This is a genomic window from Streptacidiphilus neutrinimicus, from assembly GCF_000787815.1.
GTDB classification, from domain to species: domain Bacteria; phylum Actinomycetota; class Actinomycetes; order Streptomycetales; family Streptomycetaceae; genus Streptacidiphilus; species Streptacidiphilus neutrinimicus.
The window spans coordinates 16,220-30,339 of the sequence record NZ_BBPO01000078.1 but is presented as its reverse complement, the minus strand read 5'-3'; the positions used below and the strand labels follow the sequence as shown (position 1 = coordinate 30,339).

General features: G+C 71.2%; 15 protein-coding genes. All 15 read right to left on the bottom strand.

Going from position 1 to position 14,120, the window contains the following annotated elements:
* Positions 1–111: 111 nt before the first annotated feature.
* The 15 genes from fabD to fabG all read right to left on the bottom strand — a co-directional run bounded on the left by fabD (position 112) and on the right by fabG (position 14,024).
* Positions 112–1,080, bottom strand: coding sequence for an ACP S-malonyltransferase (gene fabD / locus TR48_RS32315; protein ID WP_236652429.1), 969 nt, complete (start codon positions 1,078–1,080; stop codon positions 112–114).
* Between the two features lie 5 nt (positions 1,081–1,085).
* Positions 1,086–2,678, bottom strand: coding sequence for an MFS transporter (locus TR48_RS32310; protein WP_052443233.1), 1,593 nt, complete (start codon positions 2,676–2,678; stop codon positions 1,086–1,088).
* Between the two features lie 107 nt (positions 2,679–2,785).
* Positions 2,786–3,511: a 2-hydroxychromene-2-carboxylate isomerase gene (locus tag TR48_RS32305; RefSeq protein ID WP_084729938.1), complete on the bottom strand. Its 726-nt coding sequence runs from the start codon at positions 3,509–3,511 to the stop codon at positions 2,786–2,788.
* Positions 3,508–4,473: a thioesterase family protein gene (locus TR48_RS32300; RefSeq protein WP_042373918.1), complete on the bottom strand. Its 966-nt coding sequence runs from the start codon at positions 4,471–4,473 to the stop codon at positions 3,508–3,510. The genes TR48_RS32305 and TR48_RS32300 overlap by 4 nt, the downstream gene beginning before the upstream one ends.
* Entirely contained in the window at positions 4,470–5,354 is an 885-nt protein-coding gene (locus TR48_RS32295) for an alpha/beta fold hydrolase (protein WP_052443232.1), read from the bottom strand. The genes TR48_RS32300 and TR48_RS32295 overlap by 4 nt, the downstream gene beginning before the upstream one ends.
* Before the next feature lies 1 nt (position 5,355).
* The gene (locus TR48_RS32290) at positions 5,356–6,303 is read right to left on the bottom strand and encodes a beta-ketoacyl synthase N-terminal-like domain-containing protein (protein WP_052443231.1); all 948 of its coding nucleotides are present in this window, start codon (positions 6,301–6,303) and stop codon (positions 5,356–5,358) included.
* Positions 6,300–7,430 (bottom strand): beta-ketoacyl synthase N-terminal-like domain-containing protein, encoded by a 1,131-nt coding sequence (locus TR48_RS32285; RefSeq protein WP_042373917.1) that lies wholly within the window; start codon positions 7,428–7,430, stop codon positions 6,300–6,302. The genes TR48_RS32290 and TR48_RS32285 overlap by 4 nt, the downstream gene beginning before the upstream one ends.
* Positions 7,405–8,550 (bottom strand): beta-ketoacyl synthase N-terminal-like domain-containing protein, encoded by a 1,146-nt coding sequence (locus TR48_RS32280; RefSeq protein ID WP_042373916.1) that lies wholly within the window; start codon positions 8,548–8,550, stop codon positions 7,405–7,407. Before TR48_RS32280 ends, TR48_RS32285 begins: the two co-directional genes overlap by 26 nt.
* Positions 8,547–9,755 carry a beta-ketoacyl-[acyl-carrier-protein] synthase family protein gene (locus tag TR48_RS32275; RefSeq protein WP_042373915.1) on the bottom strand — a complete coding sequence of 403 codons (1,209 nt, stop codon included), beginning with the start codon at positions 9,753–9,755 and terminating at the stop codon, positions 8,547–8,549. Before TR48_RS32275 ends, TR48_RS32280 begins: the two co-directional genes overlap by 4 nt.
* Position 9,756: 1 nt before the next feature.
* Positions 9,757–10,014 (bottom strand): acyl carrier protein, encoded by a 258-nt coding sequence (locus TR48_RS32270; RefSeq protein ID WP_042373914.1) that lies wholly within the window; start codon positions 10,012–10,014, stop codon positions 9,757–9,759.
* Between the two features lie 83 nt (positions 10,015–10,097).
* The gene (locus tag TR48_RS39455) at positions 10,098–11,168 is read right to left on the bottom strand and encodes a beta-ketoacyl synthase N-terminal-like domain-containing protein (RefSeq protein ID WP_052443230.1); all 1,071 of its coding nucleotides are present in this window, start codon (positions 11,166–11,168) and stop codon (positions 10,098–10,100) included.
* On the bottom strand, positions 11,165–12,334 hold the full coding sequence (locus TR48_RS32260; protein ID WP_042373912.1) for a beta-ketoacyl-[acyl-carrier-protein] synthase family protein: 1,170 nt from the start codon (positions 12,332–12,334) through the stop codon (positions 11,165–11,167). The genes TR48_RS39455 and TR48_RS32260 overlap by 4 nt, the downstream gene beginning before the upstream one ends.
* Positions 12,331–12,849, bottom strand: a complete 519-nt coding sequence (locus TR48_RS32255; protein ID WP_063771108.1) for a 3-hydroxyacyl-ACP dehydratase FabZ family protein — start codon at positions 12,847–12,849, stop codon at positions 12,331–12,333. Before TR48_RS32255 ends, TR48_RS32260 begins: the two co-directional genes overlap by 4 nt.
* Positions 12,833–13,264, bottom strand: coding sequence for a 3-hydroxyacyl-ACP dehydratase FabZ family protein (locus TR48_RS39450; protein WP_052443229.1), 432 nt, complete (start codon positions 13,262–13,264; stop codon positions 12,833–12,835). The genes TR48_RS32255 and TR48_RS39450 overlap by 17 nt, the downstream gene beginning before the upstream one ends.
* Positions 13,265–13,283: 19 nt before the next feature.
* Positions 13,284–14,024 (bottom strand): 3-oxoacyl-[acyl-carrier-protein] reductase, encoded by a 741-nt coding sequence (fabG, locus tag TR48_RS32245; RefSeq protein ID WP_042373911.1) that lies wholly within the window; start codon positions 14,022–14,024, stop codon positions 13,284–13,286.
* Positions 14,025–14,120 lie beyond the last annotated feature (96 nt).

Genomic DNA, 14,120 nt, shown 5'->3' with positions numbered 1-14,120 from the left:
TTCCACCGTCCGCTCACGCGCGTCGCTCGACGCGGGTGCGCTCCGCGGCAACGGGTCCTCCACGGCGGTCGATCGTGTGCCCATGTCCCTTCCCTCCACGTTGTCGATGCGTCAGACCACGGTGGCCGCTTGGTGAAAGTCGGCGAGAACCAGGGCCAAGGCCCGGTCCTCGTCCGTCGACCGGACCCGGACCCCTCGGACGATCCTGCGGCACAGGCCTCCGAGCGCTCGCCCGGGGCCGACCTCCACGAAGGTGTCGATCCCCTGGTCGTTCATGAGTTGCACGGCCCCGGTCCAGCGGACCCGTGCGGTCAGCTGGCTCCTGAGGCGGTTCTTCGCCTCGGACCCGGTGGTGACGCGGTCCGCAGTGACGCTGGAGATCACCGGGATCCGAGGATCCCGGAAGGCCACCCGGTCGAGCTCGGCGGCGAACTCCGCTTCGACGGCCGCCATCAGGCTGCAGTGGAACGGGGCTCCCACCTGGAGGGGCACGACCTTGAGCGCACCACGCCGCTCCGCTTCCCGACGCAGCCGGTCGACCGCCGCCGCCTCGCCCGAGACGACCGTCTGTCCGGGTTCGTTGTCGTTGGCGATCTCGACGATCCGTCCGCACTCGGCCGTGATCTCGGCGCAGATCCGCTCGACCTGCGCGAGGCCGAGACCGATGACCGCCGCCATGCTGCCCGGCGCCGACTCGTTGACCGAGGCCATGAGCTGCCCCCGACGCCGCACCAGGCGGAGGGCGTCGTGCCAGTCGAGCACGCCGGCGCAGACCAGGGCCGCGTACTCGCCGAGGCTGTGCCCGGCGACGATCCCGGGCTCGCAGCCGCGGGCTCGCAGCACCTCCCACGTCACCACGCTGGTCAGGAACACCGCGGGCTGCGTGACGGCGGTGTCCCGCAGTGCGTCTGCCGGACCCTCCCAGCACAGCGCGGAGAGTGGAATGCCGAGGATCTCGTCCGCGTCCCGGTAGTACCCGTCGAGTAGGTCAGGGCGCAGGTCCAGCAGATGACGGCCCATGCCCGGGTACTGGGATCCCTGGCCGGGGAAGACGAACGCGGTCGTGGACACGGTGCTCACGCCCTTCAGATGCTCGGTCGGTCGCCGTACGCGGCAGGTCCGGGCACCGCGCGGAGCTCCCGGTCGCCGCCATCGGTCGAGGAGGTCCCGGCCTCGGGGGTCGGGGGAAGATCACGTACCAGGACGAGCACGAGCAAGGCGGCGGCCAGGGTCACCGCGGCGGCGTACCAGGCTCCGTGCTGCATTCCGTGCGTGATGGCCTGCTGGCGCAGGGCCGCCGCCTGATGTGGCGTCAGCGTTCCCGCCAGGTGCATGCCGTCCGCAGCCCGTTGTGCGGCCTCCACCTGGGAGCTCATCAGGGCTCCCATGATCGCGATGCCCACGGCGTTGCCGACCTGCCGGAACATCGTGCCCACGCTGGCCGCCACGCCGACCTGGTCCGACGGTGCGGCGGCGACCGTCAGTTCGGACGAGGTCGGCATAGCGATACCGAGGGCCAGGCCCGTGAGGATCATGCCGGGCAGCAGCCGGGTCCACGAACCCTGCTCGCCGTTCGGGTCGATCACGGTGTACAGGGCGAGCCCCCCGGCCATGAGCACGAAGGCCAGGGCGAGCGACTTGCGCGTGCCCAGCCTGGCGGTCAGCCGAGCGCCGACCGGAGCGCCGACCATGAGCACCAAGGTCAGCGGCAGCAGGCGGACGCCCGTCTGCAGGGCGGACAGGCCGAGGCCGCTCTGCAGGTATATGGAGAGGTAGAAGATCGCCGAGAACATGCCGGCGCCGAGGAGGAAGCCCGCGACCACACTGCCGCCGAACGAGGGCCTCCGGAACCAGCCCACGTTCATGATGGGAGCGGCCGAGCGGGACTCCACCGCGAGGAAGACGCCCACGGCAACGGCGGCGCCGACGAGAAGCCCGACGACCCGGCCGGAAGTCCACCCCCAGGTACTGCCGTTGATCAGGGCCAGGTTGAGGCAGAGCAGGGCGGCACTGGCGGTGAGCAGGCCGGGAAGGTCCATCGGCGTTCCCCGGGTGTCGCGGTGGCGACGGCGGGCGGGCATGCCGACGAGTGCGGCGACCACGACGACCACGCCGATCGGCAGGTTCACCAGGAAGATCCACGTCCAGCCGACTTCCTGGACGAGGAAACCGCCGATCAACGGCCCGAGCGCGGTGGCCAGACCTCCCACCGCGCCCCACAGCATGACCCCGAGGGCGCGGAGCCTGCCCTCGAAGGAGGAGTAGATGATGGCCAGGGTGAGCGGCAGGATCGCCGCGCCTCCGACGCCCTGCACCACCCGCGCCCCGTGGAGCACGGTGATGTGCTGCACTCCGAGGTCGAGGTGCGGGGCCAGGCCGCAGCCCAGCGAGCCGATCAGAAAGATCGTCACGCCGGCCAGGTAGACGCGGCGCTGTCCGTAGAGGTCGCCGAGCCGGCCCGCGGTGACGATGAACACGGCCAGCGCGAGCATGTACGCGTTCGCGACCCATTCCAGGTCGGTGAAGGAGGCGTTGAGGTCGGAACCGATCGTGGGCAGGGCCACGGTGACGACGGTCACGTCGAGCAGAGCGATGAACAGGCCCAGAAGAGCCGCCACCATCGTCAGGGCCGGTTTGCCACCGCCGGTCCGGCCATGGGACGCAGGGATGGTCGGCATGTCCGTGCTCCTTACGTTGGTCTCTGTGGGATGGGTGGGATCGATGGGAGGCGCCGTGCCGCCGCCGGGGAGTCGTGCGGCGGCACGGCGTCGAGCTGCCGCCGGGGTCAGCCGCAGCCGCCTGCGGTGTCGTGGTCGAAGGCGCCCACGTTGTCGAGAACCGGCTGGGGCGTCGGCTGCTGCTCCGCGGCGGCCTGCGGCCGAGCCTGGAGAGCCGCGTCCTCGAGCGCACGCAGGAAGTCGTCGAGGCGGTCCAGGCCCCAGAAGCGGTGACGACCGAGCTTGAAGTAGGGAATCCCGAAGACGTCGTCGTCGTAGGCCTGCGCCAGCGCGGCGACTCCCTCCTCGCGGATCTCCGGGTCGTCCACCGCCTCCAGCACGGGCCGCGGGTCCACGCCCGCCTCCTCGGCGGCGCGGCGCAGCACGTCCTGGTCGCAGATGTTCTCGCCTCGCTCCCAGCGGGCCGCGGTGAGGGCGCTGAACATCTCGCGTTCGCGTCCGAGCCGTCGAGCGGCGAGCCATCCCAGGTGGGGGACCTCCCACCAGGGGTCGATGTCGATCGGCCAGGCCATCCTGTAGCCGAAGCGCTGGGTGAGCCGCTTGGTGTCCTGGAGGATGTACAGGTGTTTGGCCTTGCTCATCTGCGTGTAGTGGAAGCCCGCGCCACGGGCCTCGAGGGCCTTGGCCGTCCGCTCGTCGGGGTCCCAGTACGGCACGTAGTCGATGACCTCGCGCGCCCTGGGGACCCTCTCTTCCAGCTGACGCAGTGCCATCCAGCTGAAGGGGCTGCGGAAGGAGAAGTACAGCCTCGGCTTGACCGGCTTGCGGCTCACGCCCCCACCCCCAGCAGCGCGGCGCGGGCGGTGTCGTCGAACTCCGCGAGGGCGCCGGCGTTCTCGCCGCGACTGAGCGCGTAGCCGTGCAGGATGGAGCCGGTCGCGGTGGGGACCAGATGGCCGTCACGCAGGACGTAGCAGGCCATCCGGGCCGTGTACATCACGTCCTTGATGATCTCCTCCACGGTGAAGACGGTGTGCACGGTCTCCTCCATGTACGCGTCGGCGAGGAGTTGCACCCGCGCACGGGAGACCACGGGGATCCATCCGCGCTCGTCGAGCATCCGGCCGACCGAGATGCCGCGGGCGTCGAGGAAGCGGTCGACGACCTCCTCCATCGCCCGGACGTAGCCGGAGTGCTGCAGACGGTCCGAGAAGTGGCAGTAGAAGTACGGGATCCGCCACGACCAGAGGAAGTCGTTGGAGCCCTCGGGGGCCAGCACGGTCCGGACGTCCGAGCCCTCGGGGACAGCCACGGCCTGCGGGACGACCACACCGGCCGCCGACGGGACGAGCTGGGCGACCTCCGCCACCGTGAAGGGCTCCAGCGCGGCCGGGACGGGGGCGTTCGCCGGGGCGTCCTTCTCATGGACCAGGGCCACCCTGACCTTGCCGACGAGAATGGTCACCTCCTGGCCGTCCCGCTCGACGGTCAGCTTGACGGTGAACGGAAGGCCCTGGCCGCGGCGGGGCGTGCCCGGCGTCGCGGTGGCGCGGACCTCGTCGTCGATCGTCAGGGTGGCGGGCAGCCGGATGGAACTGTCCACGATCTCGAGGCCGACGCCGTGCGCGTGGTAGAGCGCGGCAGGTCCGAGGCCGCGGTCCCGGAACCACTGCAGCACCGCCTCCTCGAGCAGGTACTCGAAGTGCTTGAAGCCGATCCAGGTACGGATGTTGGCACCCTCGTACCGCGGCCGGCCGACGTAGGTCGAGGGAGCTTCGTCGATGGTGGGACTCATGCGCGGAATTCCTCCGGTTGGTGGTGGTTCGCCAGGCTCAGGGTGCTGTGGCGCGGGACGGCGCCGAACAAATGGCGGCGCAGGAAGGCGTTGATCTGCTGATGGACCTCTTCGGCCTGCTCGACATGGCAGAAGTGGCCGTAGTCAGGGGAAAGTTGGACGTCGGCGAGAGGCATCGCCTCGGCGAGAGCCTGTGCCCGGTCGCCGGCGAGCCCCTCGTCGTTGTCGCCGGCGACGACGAGCGCGGGAACCGGCACCTGCGACAGGTTGAGCTCGGTGGTGCCGACGAACTGGTCGAACAGGGCGAGGAAGCCCATGGGTCCGATGCGGTCCATCAGCTTGGCCACCATGGTGGCCAGCACGTCAGGATCGAGCGAGGCCGCCCGCGCCCCCATGCGCACGCGCATACCCTGCGTCATCACCTGTCGGAAGCCGTCGAACGAGCGCTCGTAGAGCTTCCAGTCGCCGACCAGGGTCGAGGGACGGTAGAAGGGGGCGACGAGGGTGACGACGCGCGCGGCCGGCCCGGCCGCCCCGCACTGGGCGAGGTACTGGAGCACGGCGTTGGCCCCGAAGGAGTGCCCGAGGAGAACGTCGACCGGCTCCGGAATGGACTGCAGTCCCTCGGCCAACCAGTGCGCGGGGCTCCCGTGGTGGCGCCAGCGGTAGTCGTTGCCCGCACGCCAGGGCAGATCGAGCGCGTAGACCTCGTACTCGACTCCCAGCAGCGCGGTCAGTGGGTCCCAGCTCTGCCAGGAGTCCTCCATCCCGTGGACGGCCACGACGACCGGACGGCGCTGCGGAGCCCGCCACGCGGCGACCGTCGCCGCCGGCGACGGAATGTCGGCGACGCGAGCCCACTGCCCCTTGTGCTGGGTCATCTCACACTCCCACCTCGGTCGGATCCTGGAGCCGGGAGAGTTCCGCACGCGCCCAGCCGTCCTCCTCGTCACCCGCGACGAGCACGGCACGAGCCGCGTCCCGCTCCCGCAGCCACGCCGTGGCGGCCGCGGCCTGCAGCACTCCCAGAGCGCCGTAGGTGTCGCCGCACGCGGCGGACAGGTCCACGTCGCCCGGAGATCCGCCGGGGCTGACTAGGCGCAGCACGTCGGAACCTCGCCGACCCGCTGCGGCGACGTCGAGCGCCCGGTGCTGGGTGACCGCTCCGAGCACGATCTCGCCCGGCGAGGGCCGTGCCGCGGCCTCGAGGACGACGCAGGCCGCGCCCTCGCGAGGCTCGGTCCGTGCGCCCTCCGGGGAGCCGCGCCGACCCGCCAACACGCGCACCGTGTCGTCGACCGGCTCCACGCCGACGACCACGGCGCGCCTGGCCCGGCCTGTGCGCAGGAGCAACGCCCCGAGGTACAGCGCCTGGTGGCCGGAGACCGCCCCGGAGCAGACCATCAGGTTCGGGCCGGCCAGGCCGTAGCGGATGGCAAGCGTGCTCGCGATGACATTGCTGGAGGCGTTCGGGGCCTGGAGCGGGCTCACGTCCCTGCCCGACCCGGCGCGCACGGTCGCGACGACGTCGCGCACGGTCTGCACGTTGCCGTAGTTGGAGCTGACGACCACAGCCGTGTCCTGGCCCTGCTCGACGGGCCCCTTGGGGCGTCCCGGTGGCAGGTCGAAGGCCCGGTGCACCGCGCACAGGGCGAGGCGGGTCGCCGGTTCCTTGTAGAGCAGGCCCTTGCGACCGAGCAGCAGATGCGCCTCGTCCGGGTCGAGCGCCTTCTCCGAACCGGCGGCTCCCAGGAGCAGTTCCCCGGGGACCTCGGGGACGTGGGCGACGGCCGCGCGAACGACCACCACCGGCTTGTCGAGGCTGTTCACGCGCTCCTCCCCACGATGCAGACGGCGTTCACGCCGCCGAAGCCGAAGGAGTTGACCTGCGCCACCTCCACGGCCGCCGACGTCGCCCGGCCGGTGACCACCCGCAGTCCGGCCGCCTCCGCGATCGGCTCACGCAGCCCGGTGACCGCGGGCACCGTCTGTTCCGCAAGGGCGTGCACCGCGACCGCGAGGCTCGTCAGCGCAGCGGCGCCCGAGGTGTGTCCGGTGGCGCCCTTGATGCCGGTGACCAGCGGCCCGTCCTGACGGTGTCCGAAGACACGCCCGAGCGCGGTGGCTTCGACGGGATCGTTGAGCGCCGTGCCCGTGCCGTGCGCCACCACGAGATCGACCTGATCCGGTTCGATCCCCGCCCGCCGGTGTGCGTCGCGAACAGCGCGGACGATGCCGTCCGGATCGGGAGCCGTCTCGTGGAAGGCGTCGCAGGACAGCCCCACGCCGAGCACGGTCGCCAGCACGGCGCCGCTTCCGGCTCTCGGCCGGTCGCCTCGTTCGACGACGACCGCGGCGGCGCCCTCCCCCAGGAGCACGCCCATGCGGTCCGCGTCGAAGGGGCGCACCCGGTCCGTCGGCTCCTCGGCAACTCGGCCGATCATGGCCAGCATGCTGTCCGTCATCGCGTCGCAGCCGGCCGCGACCACCGCGTCAGCCTCGTCGAGTTCGAGCAGGTCGCAGGCGATCGCCAGGGCGTGGCCCGAGGCGGAGCACGCGTTGCAGACCGTGATGACCTGCGTCGCCTCCGGAACCGCCCGGCGCACGGCACGGTCGAAATGCAGGTCGGCCGTGCGCACCGGCTGGTCGTCCATGAGCTCCACGGCATGCAGCTCGCGAAGTCCGGTTCCCACGACGACGGCCACACGCCGGCGCGCGGGGTCGACGCCCGACTGGGCGACCGCGGCACGCACGCACTCGGTGAGCCAGCCACTGGCGCGCAGGACCCGGCGGTCGGCTTCGTCCTCGGCGTGGTAACCGCTGGTCACCCCGAGCCGCTCGCGCAGCTCCGAGCGCAGGACTCCGACCCCGCACCGGCCTTCGGCCAGCGCGGCGAAGGTCGCCGCGCTGTCGCCGAAGCACGTACGGATCTCACTGCCCGTGATCACCGCGGTCACGGTGCCACCCCCTGATCACTGCGGCGCCCACCGTTCCCTCGCGCGTGGCAGAGGTCACCAGGGCGGGACAGCCGTCCAGCGTCGGATTGCTCCGGTGGTGCGCGAGCACGGCCGCGATCTGCAGAGCGCCCGACGCGGCGTGGCACTCGCCCACCAGTTCCGCGACGTTCAGCCGTACCGGCTCAGCCGGACCGAGGACGGCTGCCAGGGCAGCCGTCTCGATGCGCCCGGCGGCCGTGGAGCCGGGTGCGACGGCCCACAGCTCGTCCGCCGACACCCCAGCCACCCTCAGCGCCCGCCGGATGCACTGCGCGAACACCTCGGCGGCGGCCTCGGTTCCTCGCTCGGGGTCCGCCGTCGCCAGCTCGACGGCGAGCACCTCGGCGTCGGCCCGGCGCCCCGAGTCGGCCACCGCCGCGGCGGTCTCCAGGACGAAGACCGCCGCGCCCTCCCCGGCCGGAACCGGGCTGGTCGCCAGATGAGTCGCCCAGGCCGTGTGGGGGCTGAACTCCTCCACGGCCCCCACCAGGAGCGCCTCTGCGTCCTCCCAGCGCAGGGTGCGACAGGCGTAGCGCAGCGCGCTGAGCCCGGCCAGTTGGCCGCCGGCGATGGTCGCGTTGACGCCCTTGAGCTTGTGCCAGATGGCGGCCTGCCCTGCGGCGCAGTTCATGACGGTGTTCGGGAAGAGCACCGGATTGACCAGGTACGGGCGTCGCTGGGTGAGCGTTTCCCGGCTGTAGTCGCTGGTCGACTTGATGCTGCCGGTGGTCGTCCCCAGCACCAGACCGACCTGGTCGCGGTTGTCGTCGGTGACGACCAGCTCGGTGTCCTTCAGCGCCCGGTCACTCGCGACGAGCGCGAGAGCCGTGCTGCGGTCGAAGAAGCTGGTGCCCTTGCGGCCGAGGTAGTCGCGGACCCGGAACTCGGCCAGCGCGTACGCCTGGTCGCCGGGCAGCTCCTCCTCGAACATGGAAGACACGTCGGTCAGGGCGGTTCGGCCCTCGACGACGGCGTCGCTGAACTCGTCCGCACCGTCACCGAGCGGGGAGAGCACGCCCCAGCCGGTGATGTACAGCGGCTCCGGAGGTGGGAACGACGTGCTGGACGGTTCGGTGGTCATGCGACCTCCCCCAGGATGGTGATGGCGTTGTTGCCCCCGAAGGCGAAGCCGTTGTTCTGCACCACGCGCAGCCGCGCGGGCCTGGCCACGCCTGCGACGGGGTCGATCCCCGGCATCTGGGGGTCAGGGGTGCGGAAGTTGATGGTGGGCGGGATGAACTGCCGGGCGATGCCCAGAGCGGAGGCGATCGCTCCGAAGCCGCTGGCCGCGCCCATGGTGTGCCCGAGCATCGACTTGATCGAGCTGATCGGCGGAGGCTTGGGACCGAACACCTCCAGCACGGCCTGGGTCTCCATCGCGTCGTTGGCCGGGGTGCCGGTGCCGTGGGCGCAGATGTAGTCGACCTGTGCCGCGTCGATGCCCGCCTTGCGGTGGGCACGGCGCATGCACTCGGCGATGCTGACCGGGTCGGGCGCGACCATGTGGCTCGCGTCGCAGTTGAGTCCGTATCCGAGCACTTCGGCGTAGATACGGGCGCCGCGGCGCTCGGCGCTTTCCAGCGGCTCCAGGAAGAGAGCCGCACCTCCCTCGCCGGTCAGGATGCCGGAGCGGTCCCGGTCGAACGGCGAGCAGACGAACTCGGTGAGGGCACCGAGTCGGTAGAAGCCCGCGTGGGCCCAGCGGCAGACGGAGTCCGCGCCGCCGGCGATCATGTAGTCGGCCTCGCCCGTCGCAAGGGTCGCGTAGGCGTGCCCGAGGGCGTAGTTGCTCGCGGAGCACGCCGTCGACAGGGTGAGGGCCTCCCCGGTCAGTCCCAGCTCCCGGTTGACCGCCACGGCCAACCGGGAGGCAGGAGTGGCGCGGATCAGGGCCGGATCCAGGTCCTTGAGGGACCCGGCGACCCACTGTGCGGTGAGTTCCTCGATGACCTGGGACTCGCCGCTGGTGGTGCCGATGCTGGATCCCGCCCTGGCGCGCGAGAGTGCCGCCGGGTCGATCCCCGAGTCCTGGACGGCGAGCCTCGCCGCTGCCGCAGCAAACAGGCTGGTACGCCCCCACTCCCTCGGGTCGAGGTGCTCGAGCATCTGCTTCGGGTCGAACGCCGGCACTTCGCCGGCCATGCGGTGCGGGAAGCCCGTGGCGTCGAAGCTCGAGATCGGGGAGATGCCGCTCTCACCCTGCTGCAGGGCGGTGGCGAACTCCTCCGTGCCGATCCCCACGCTCGACACCGGGCCCAGTCCGGTGATGACGACTCGGCGGCGCATGTCAGGCCGCCCAGCCGGCGTGCTGGGCCACCACGTCGTAGACGGCGCGCAGGTTGACCATCTTGGGGAGCTCCGCCTGCGGGATCTCGACGTTGTACTTCTTCTCGATCCGGGCGAGGATCTCGATGGCGCGCAGCGAGTCCGCCTCGTGCTCCTCGGCGAACGAACTGGTCTCGGTGATCTCCTCGGGCTCGATCTCCAGGACCTCGGCCGCGATCTCGCGGATCTCGTCGAGGTGCTGCTGGATGGCGGTGGTCATGGTGATTCCTCTTTCGAGTCGGTGGTGCACGGCGAGCCGTGCGGTGGGTGTTTTCGTGCGACCGGCCGAGACAGGCCGGTGGTCTAGGCGGTGGGGCTCAGGACGAGCACCACGAGATGGCCTTCCGGGCCGATGACGACCTGCACCAGCGCCCTGGACGCGGTCGTTCGACGTGCCAACTGCGAGGCCAGGCGCAGCGGCGCCGTCGCCGAGGCCTGGGCGGCGGCACGCCCCCCGTCGGGGCCGCCCACCAGGGCGGCGTCCGTACGAGCCGCGGTCCAGCGGATGGCCGCCGCGGCGACAGCCTCGGCTCGCGCCGAGGCGGGCGGACGGACCACGTCGACGTCGACACCGGACAGACCGGCGGGCAGAGCACGCACGGCCCCGTCCAGAAGGGAGTGCGTCAGCGCGTCGAGGCGGTCCGGCGCTTCCACCACAGCCGCGGGGACGAAGAGCTGCGCTCCTGCCCTCACCTGGCCCAGGGGGCGCGCGGCACGAGCGGCTGCGTGGTCGGTCGTCTCGAGACAGAGCAGGCAGGCGGCTCCCTCGTCGAGAGTGGGGGCGAGCACCTCCGTGGACTGCCGCGGCGGGCGGCCCTCGGCGGCTCCTGCCAGGGCGACCGGAGCGCGACCGTCCTCCAGCGCCTGACAGGCCGTCCACAGGGCTGAACTGCCGGCCGTGAACAGGTCGATGAGCGTGATGTTGAAGGCGCGGTACCCACGGTCCACGGACACCTGGCTGGCCGCCACGTTGATGGAGAAGTTGGGCGCTTCCAGGGGACTGATCCCGCGTACGCCCTCGGCGAGCACGGCCCGGTCGAACCTGTCCACGGTCTCGTCGGCGGCGAAGTTGGTTCCCAGAACGACTCCGACCAGGTTCCCGTCCAGGTCCGCGTCCAGTCGGGCGTCCTCCCCCGCGAGCCGGGCCGCGACCATCGCATATCGCGCGGCTGGGGGAAGGGCACGCCAGCCCTTGCGTCCGAGCCGGCGGGCGGCGTCGAAGGCGTCCAGCGGGCGCAGCCACTCGTCCCGGGCCGGGGAGTCGCTCCACTCCGTCGCGACCCCGGCGAGTTCGGCGCGCCCGATCGCGTGCCGGGACACCGGACCGACGCCCGTGACCACGATGCCGGCGTCCAGCAGACGAGGAGTGCTCATGAGACCGGTCCGATGACGAGGGAGATGTTGTTGCCGCCGAAGGCGTAGGCGTTGAGCAGCACCGAGCCCGACCCGACGGGCTGCGGCGAGGAGGAGATCGCGAGCCGGCACTCAACGTCCCGGACGTCCAGGTTGGCGACCGGAGGCAGCCGGCGGTGCGCCACCACCAGTGCGGCGGTGGCACAGGAGAACGCCCCGGCGGCTCCGCCACTGTGGCCGAGCACCGACTTCACCGCCGTGACCGGCGTGGTGGCGGCGCGAGGTCCCAGAAGCTCCGTCATCACCCGGCTCTCCGTGCGGTCGTTGAGCGGCGTCCCCGTGCCGTGGCAGACCACCGCGGCGATCTGCTCCGGCAGGACTCCGGCCCGGCGCAGCGCCTCGCGCCCGGCGCGGGCGGCCTGACGACCGTCCGCCGCGGGAGCGGTGAGGTGGTGGCCGTCGCAGCTCCAGCCCCCCGCATCGACCGTCGCCAGAGGCCGGGCCGAACGGGCCCTCGCGTGTTCCGCGGACTCCAGCACCAGAAAGGCCGCGCCCTCCCCGTACACCGTGCCCTGCCGCTTCGCGTCGAACGGGCGGCAGTGCACCGGGTCGACGGCGCCGAGCCGGAGGAAGGCCGCGAGCGCCGGCCGGGAGACCACCTCGGCTCCACCCGCGAGAGCGACGTCGGCCTCTCCGCGGAGGACCGACTGTGCGGCCAGAGCCACCGCGTAGGCGCCGGCGGCGCAGGCCGTCGAGACGGTTTGCACCGGTCCCGTCAGCTCGAGCTCGTCGCCGAGCCGCGCGGCTCCGCCGTACGCCCACCAGGTGTCCGTTCCGGCCGAACGGCGGCCGTCTCGTACCTGCTCGGCGGCCTCGCCGTCGCCCGTCCCCGTGCCCAGAAAGAGTCCGACATGCAGGGCGGAGTCCCTGGTGTCACCAAGCCCCGCGCCGGCCAACGCCTGTCGGACAGCGCTACGAGCAAGGTCGAGGCAGCGCGGCCGGCGGTCGTCCCGCGTCGACCCGTCGGCGTCGGCCCGGGCCACGCGATAGGCGTGGCTGTCCGGTATGCCGGGCCGGTCCGTGATGGGCTGAGGGGCCGACACTCCCGCAAGCAGGCCCTGCCAGTAGGCCTCGGGACCCTCGCCGACCGGAGAGACCATGCCGAGGCCCGTGATGACGAGCGTCATGTCGCTCCTTCGCGCAGGCCTCGGGTGGCCGGCTCAGGCTGCTGCGCCTGCGGCAGCTCGGCGGAGTCACGGGCCACGGCGAGGACGGAGCCCATGGTCGCCAGGCGACGGTCGCCGATCCAGGTCTCACCGGTCATGAACGCGTTGCTGCCCACCAGGTGATCCATCCGGACCTCGTGCCGCAGCACGTCACCGGGGTAGGCCCGGCCGTCGAAGACGCACTCCTTGGCCTGCGCGAAGATCAGCGTCCCTTCGACGGACTCACCCCTGTGCCGCGCGGAACAGAGCCAGAGCAGGGCCCCCGACTGCCCGAAGGACTCGATCAGCAGGGAGGTCGGGTAGGCGTACCCGGCATCGGGCAGCGGGTCGGCGAGGCCGCTGTAACAGGGCTCGCTGGCGCTGATGGTCTTGGTGGTGACGATGCGTTCGCCGGGCACGAACTCCAGGACCCGGTCGACGAGCAGGATGGGCGGACGGTGCGGAAGGATCCGCATGATGTCAGGCAGTTCCAGCACGGCTGTCCTCCTCCGTCTCGATCAGGCGGTACGTCAACGTCATGGCGGCGCATCGGGCGCCGTCCTCGCGGCGGCAGTCGGCCTTGACGCGAAGAAGGCCTTCGCCGACTTCGCCGACGGTGACCGCGGCCTTGAGGGTGAGGGTGTTGCCCGGTACCAGCGGGGCGGTGAACCGCACGCTGCCGACCTCGGCAAGTTCCGGCGCCGACGCCTCGTGGTGCTCGGCGACATGGGCGCGGACGGCCTGCCCGACGGACTCGATGATGAAGATCCCCGGGTAGATGGTGAAGTGCGGATAATGCCCGCTCAGGTAGGGGTCGTCGGCCCGGATGGCCTTGGTCGCGGTCACTTCGTGCGGGTGCGCCGTGTCCACGATGTCGATCGCATCCAGGGGAGCGGCGAACTGCCTCGGCATCACTTCGACTCCTTCGAATTCAGAGAGATATTCCGCCGTCCACCTGGATCACCTGTCCGGTGATATAGGAAGCCTTCTGCGAAACGAGGAAGGAAACGAGTTCCGCCACGTCTTCGACATCGCCGAAACGGCGCATCGGGATCATTCCGGAAGCCGACTTGCGCGCCTTCTCCGGAAGCCTGTCGGTCATGTCGGTCTCGATGAATCCGGGAGCGACCGCGTTGACTCGGATTCCGTAGGGACCGAGCTCCCGGGAGAGGGATTTGGTCAGCATGTTCACCCCGGCCTTGGAGGCCGAGTAATTGGTCTGGGTGGCGTTTCCGTAGACGCCGGCCACCGACGAGACGTTGACGATGACGCCGGCCTTGCGCTTCATGAAACCGAAGGCCGCGCAGCGGCTGAAGTTGAACGTGCCGCCCAGGTTCGTGGCCACGACCGCGTTCCAGTCCTCGACCGGCATGATGACCAGGGGGTTGTCCCGGACGATGCCGGCGCTGTTCACCAGGACGTCCACGGGACCGAGCGCGTCCTGAGCGGCCTTCACGAAGGACTCCACCGCGTCGGCGTCGGCCACGTCGCAGGCCGCCTGGTAGCAGCGCACGCCGGCCTTCTCGATCGCCTCGGCGACCACGCGCGCTTCTTCCGCGTTGGACCGGTAGCAGAAAGCGATGTCGTACCCGTCTTCCGCAAGCCTCAGGGCAATGGCACGCCCGATGCCCCGAGACGCTCCGGTGACCACGGCCACCCGGTTTTCGACCATGACGATTCCACCCCTCCAGAGCCCGGCGCGAATCAACGCTTCCGGGCAGCCCAATGGCACGGTCGCAAAAAGAGGAGAAAAGCGAGGCCGATCAGA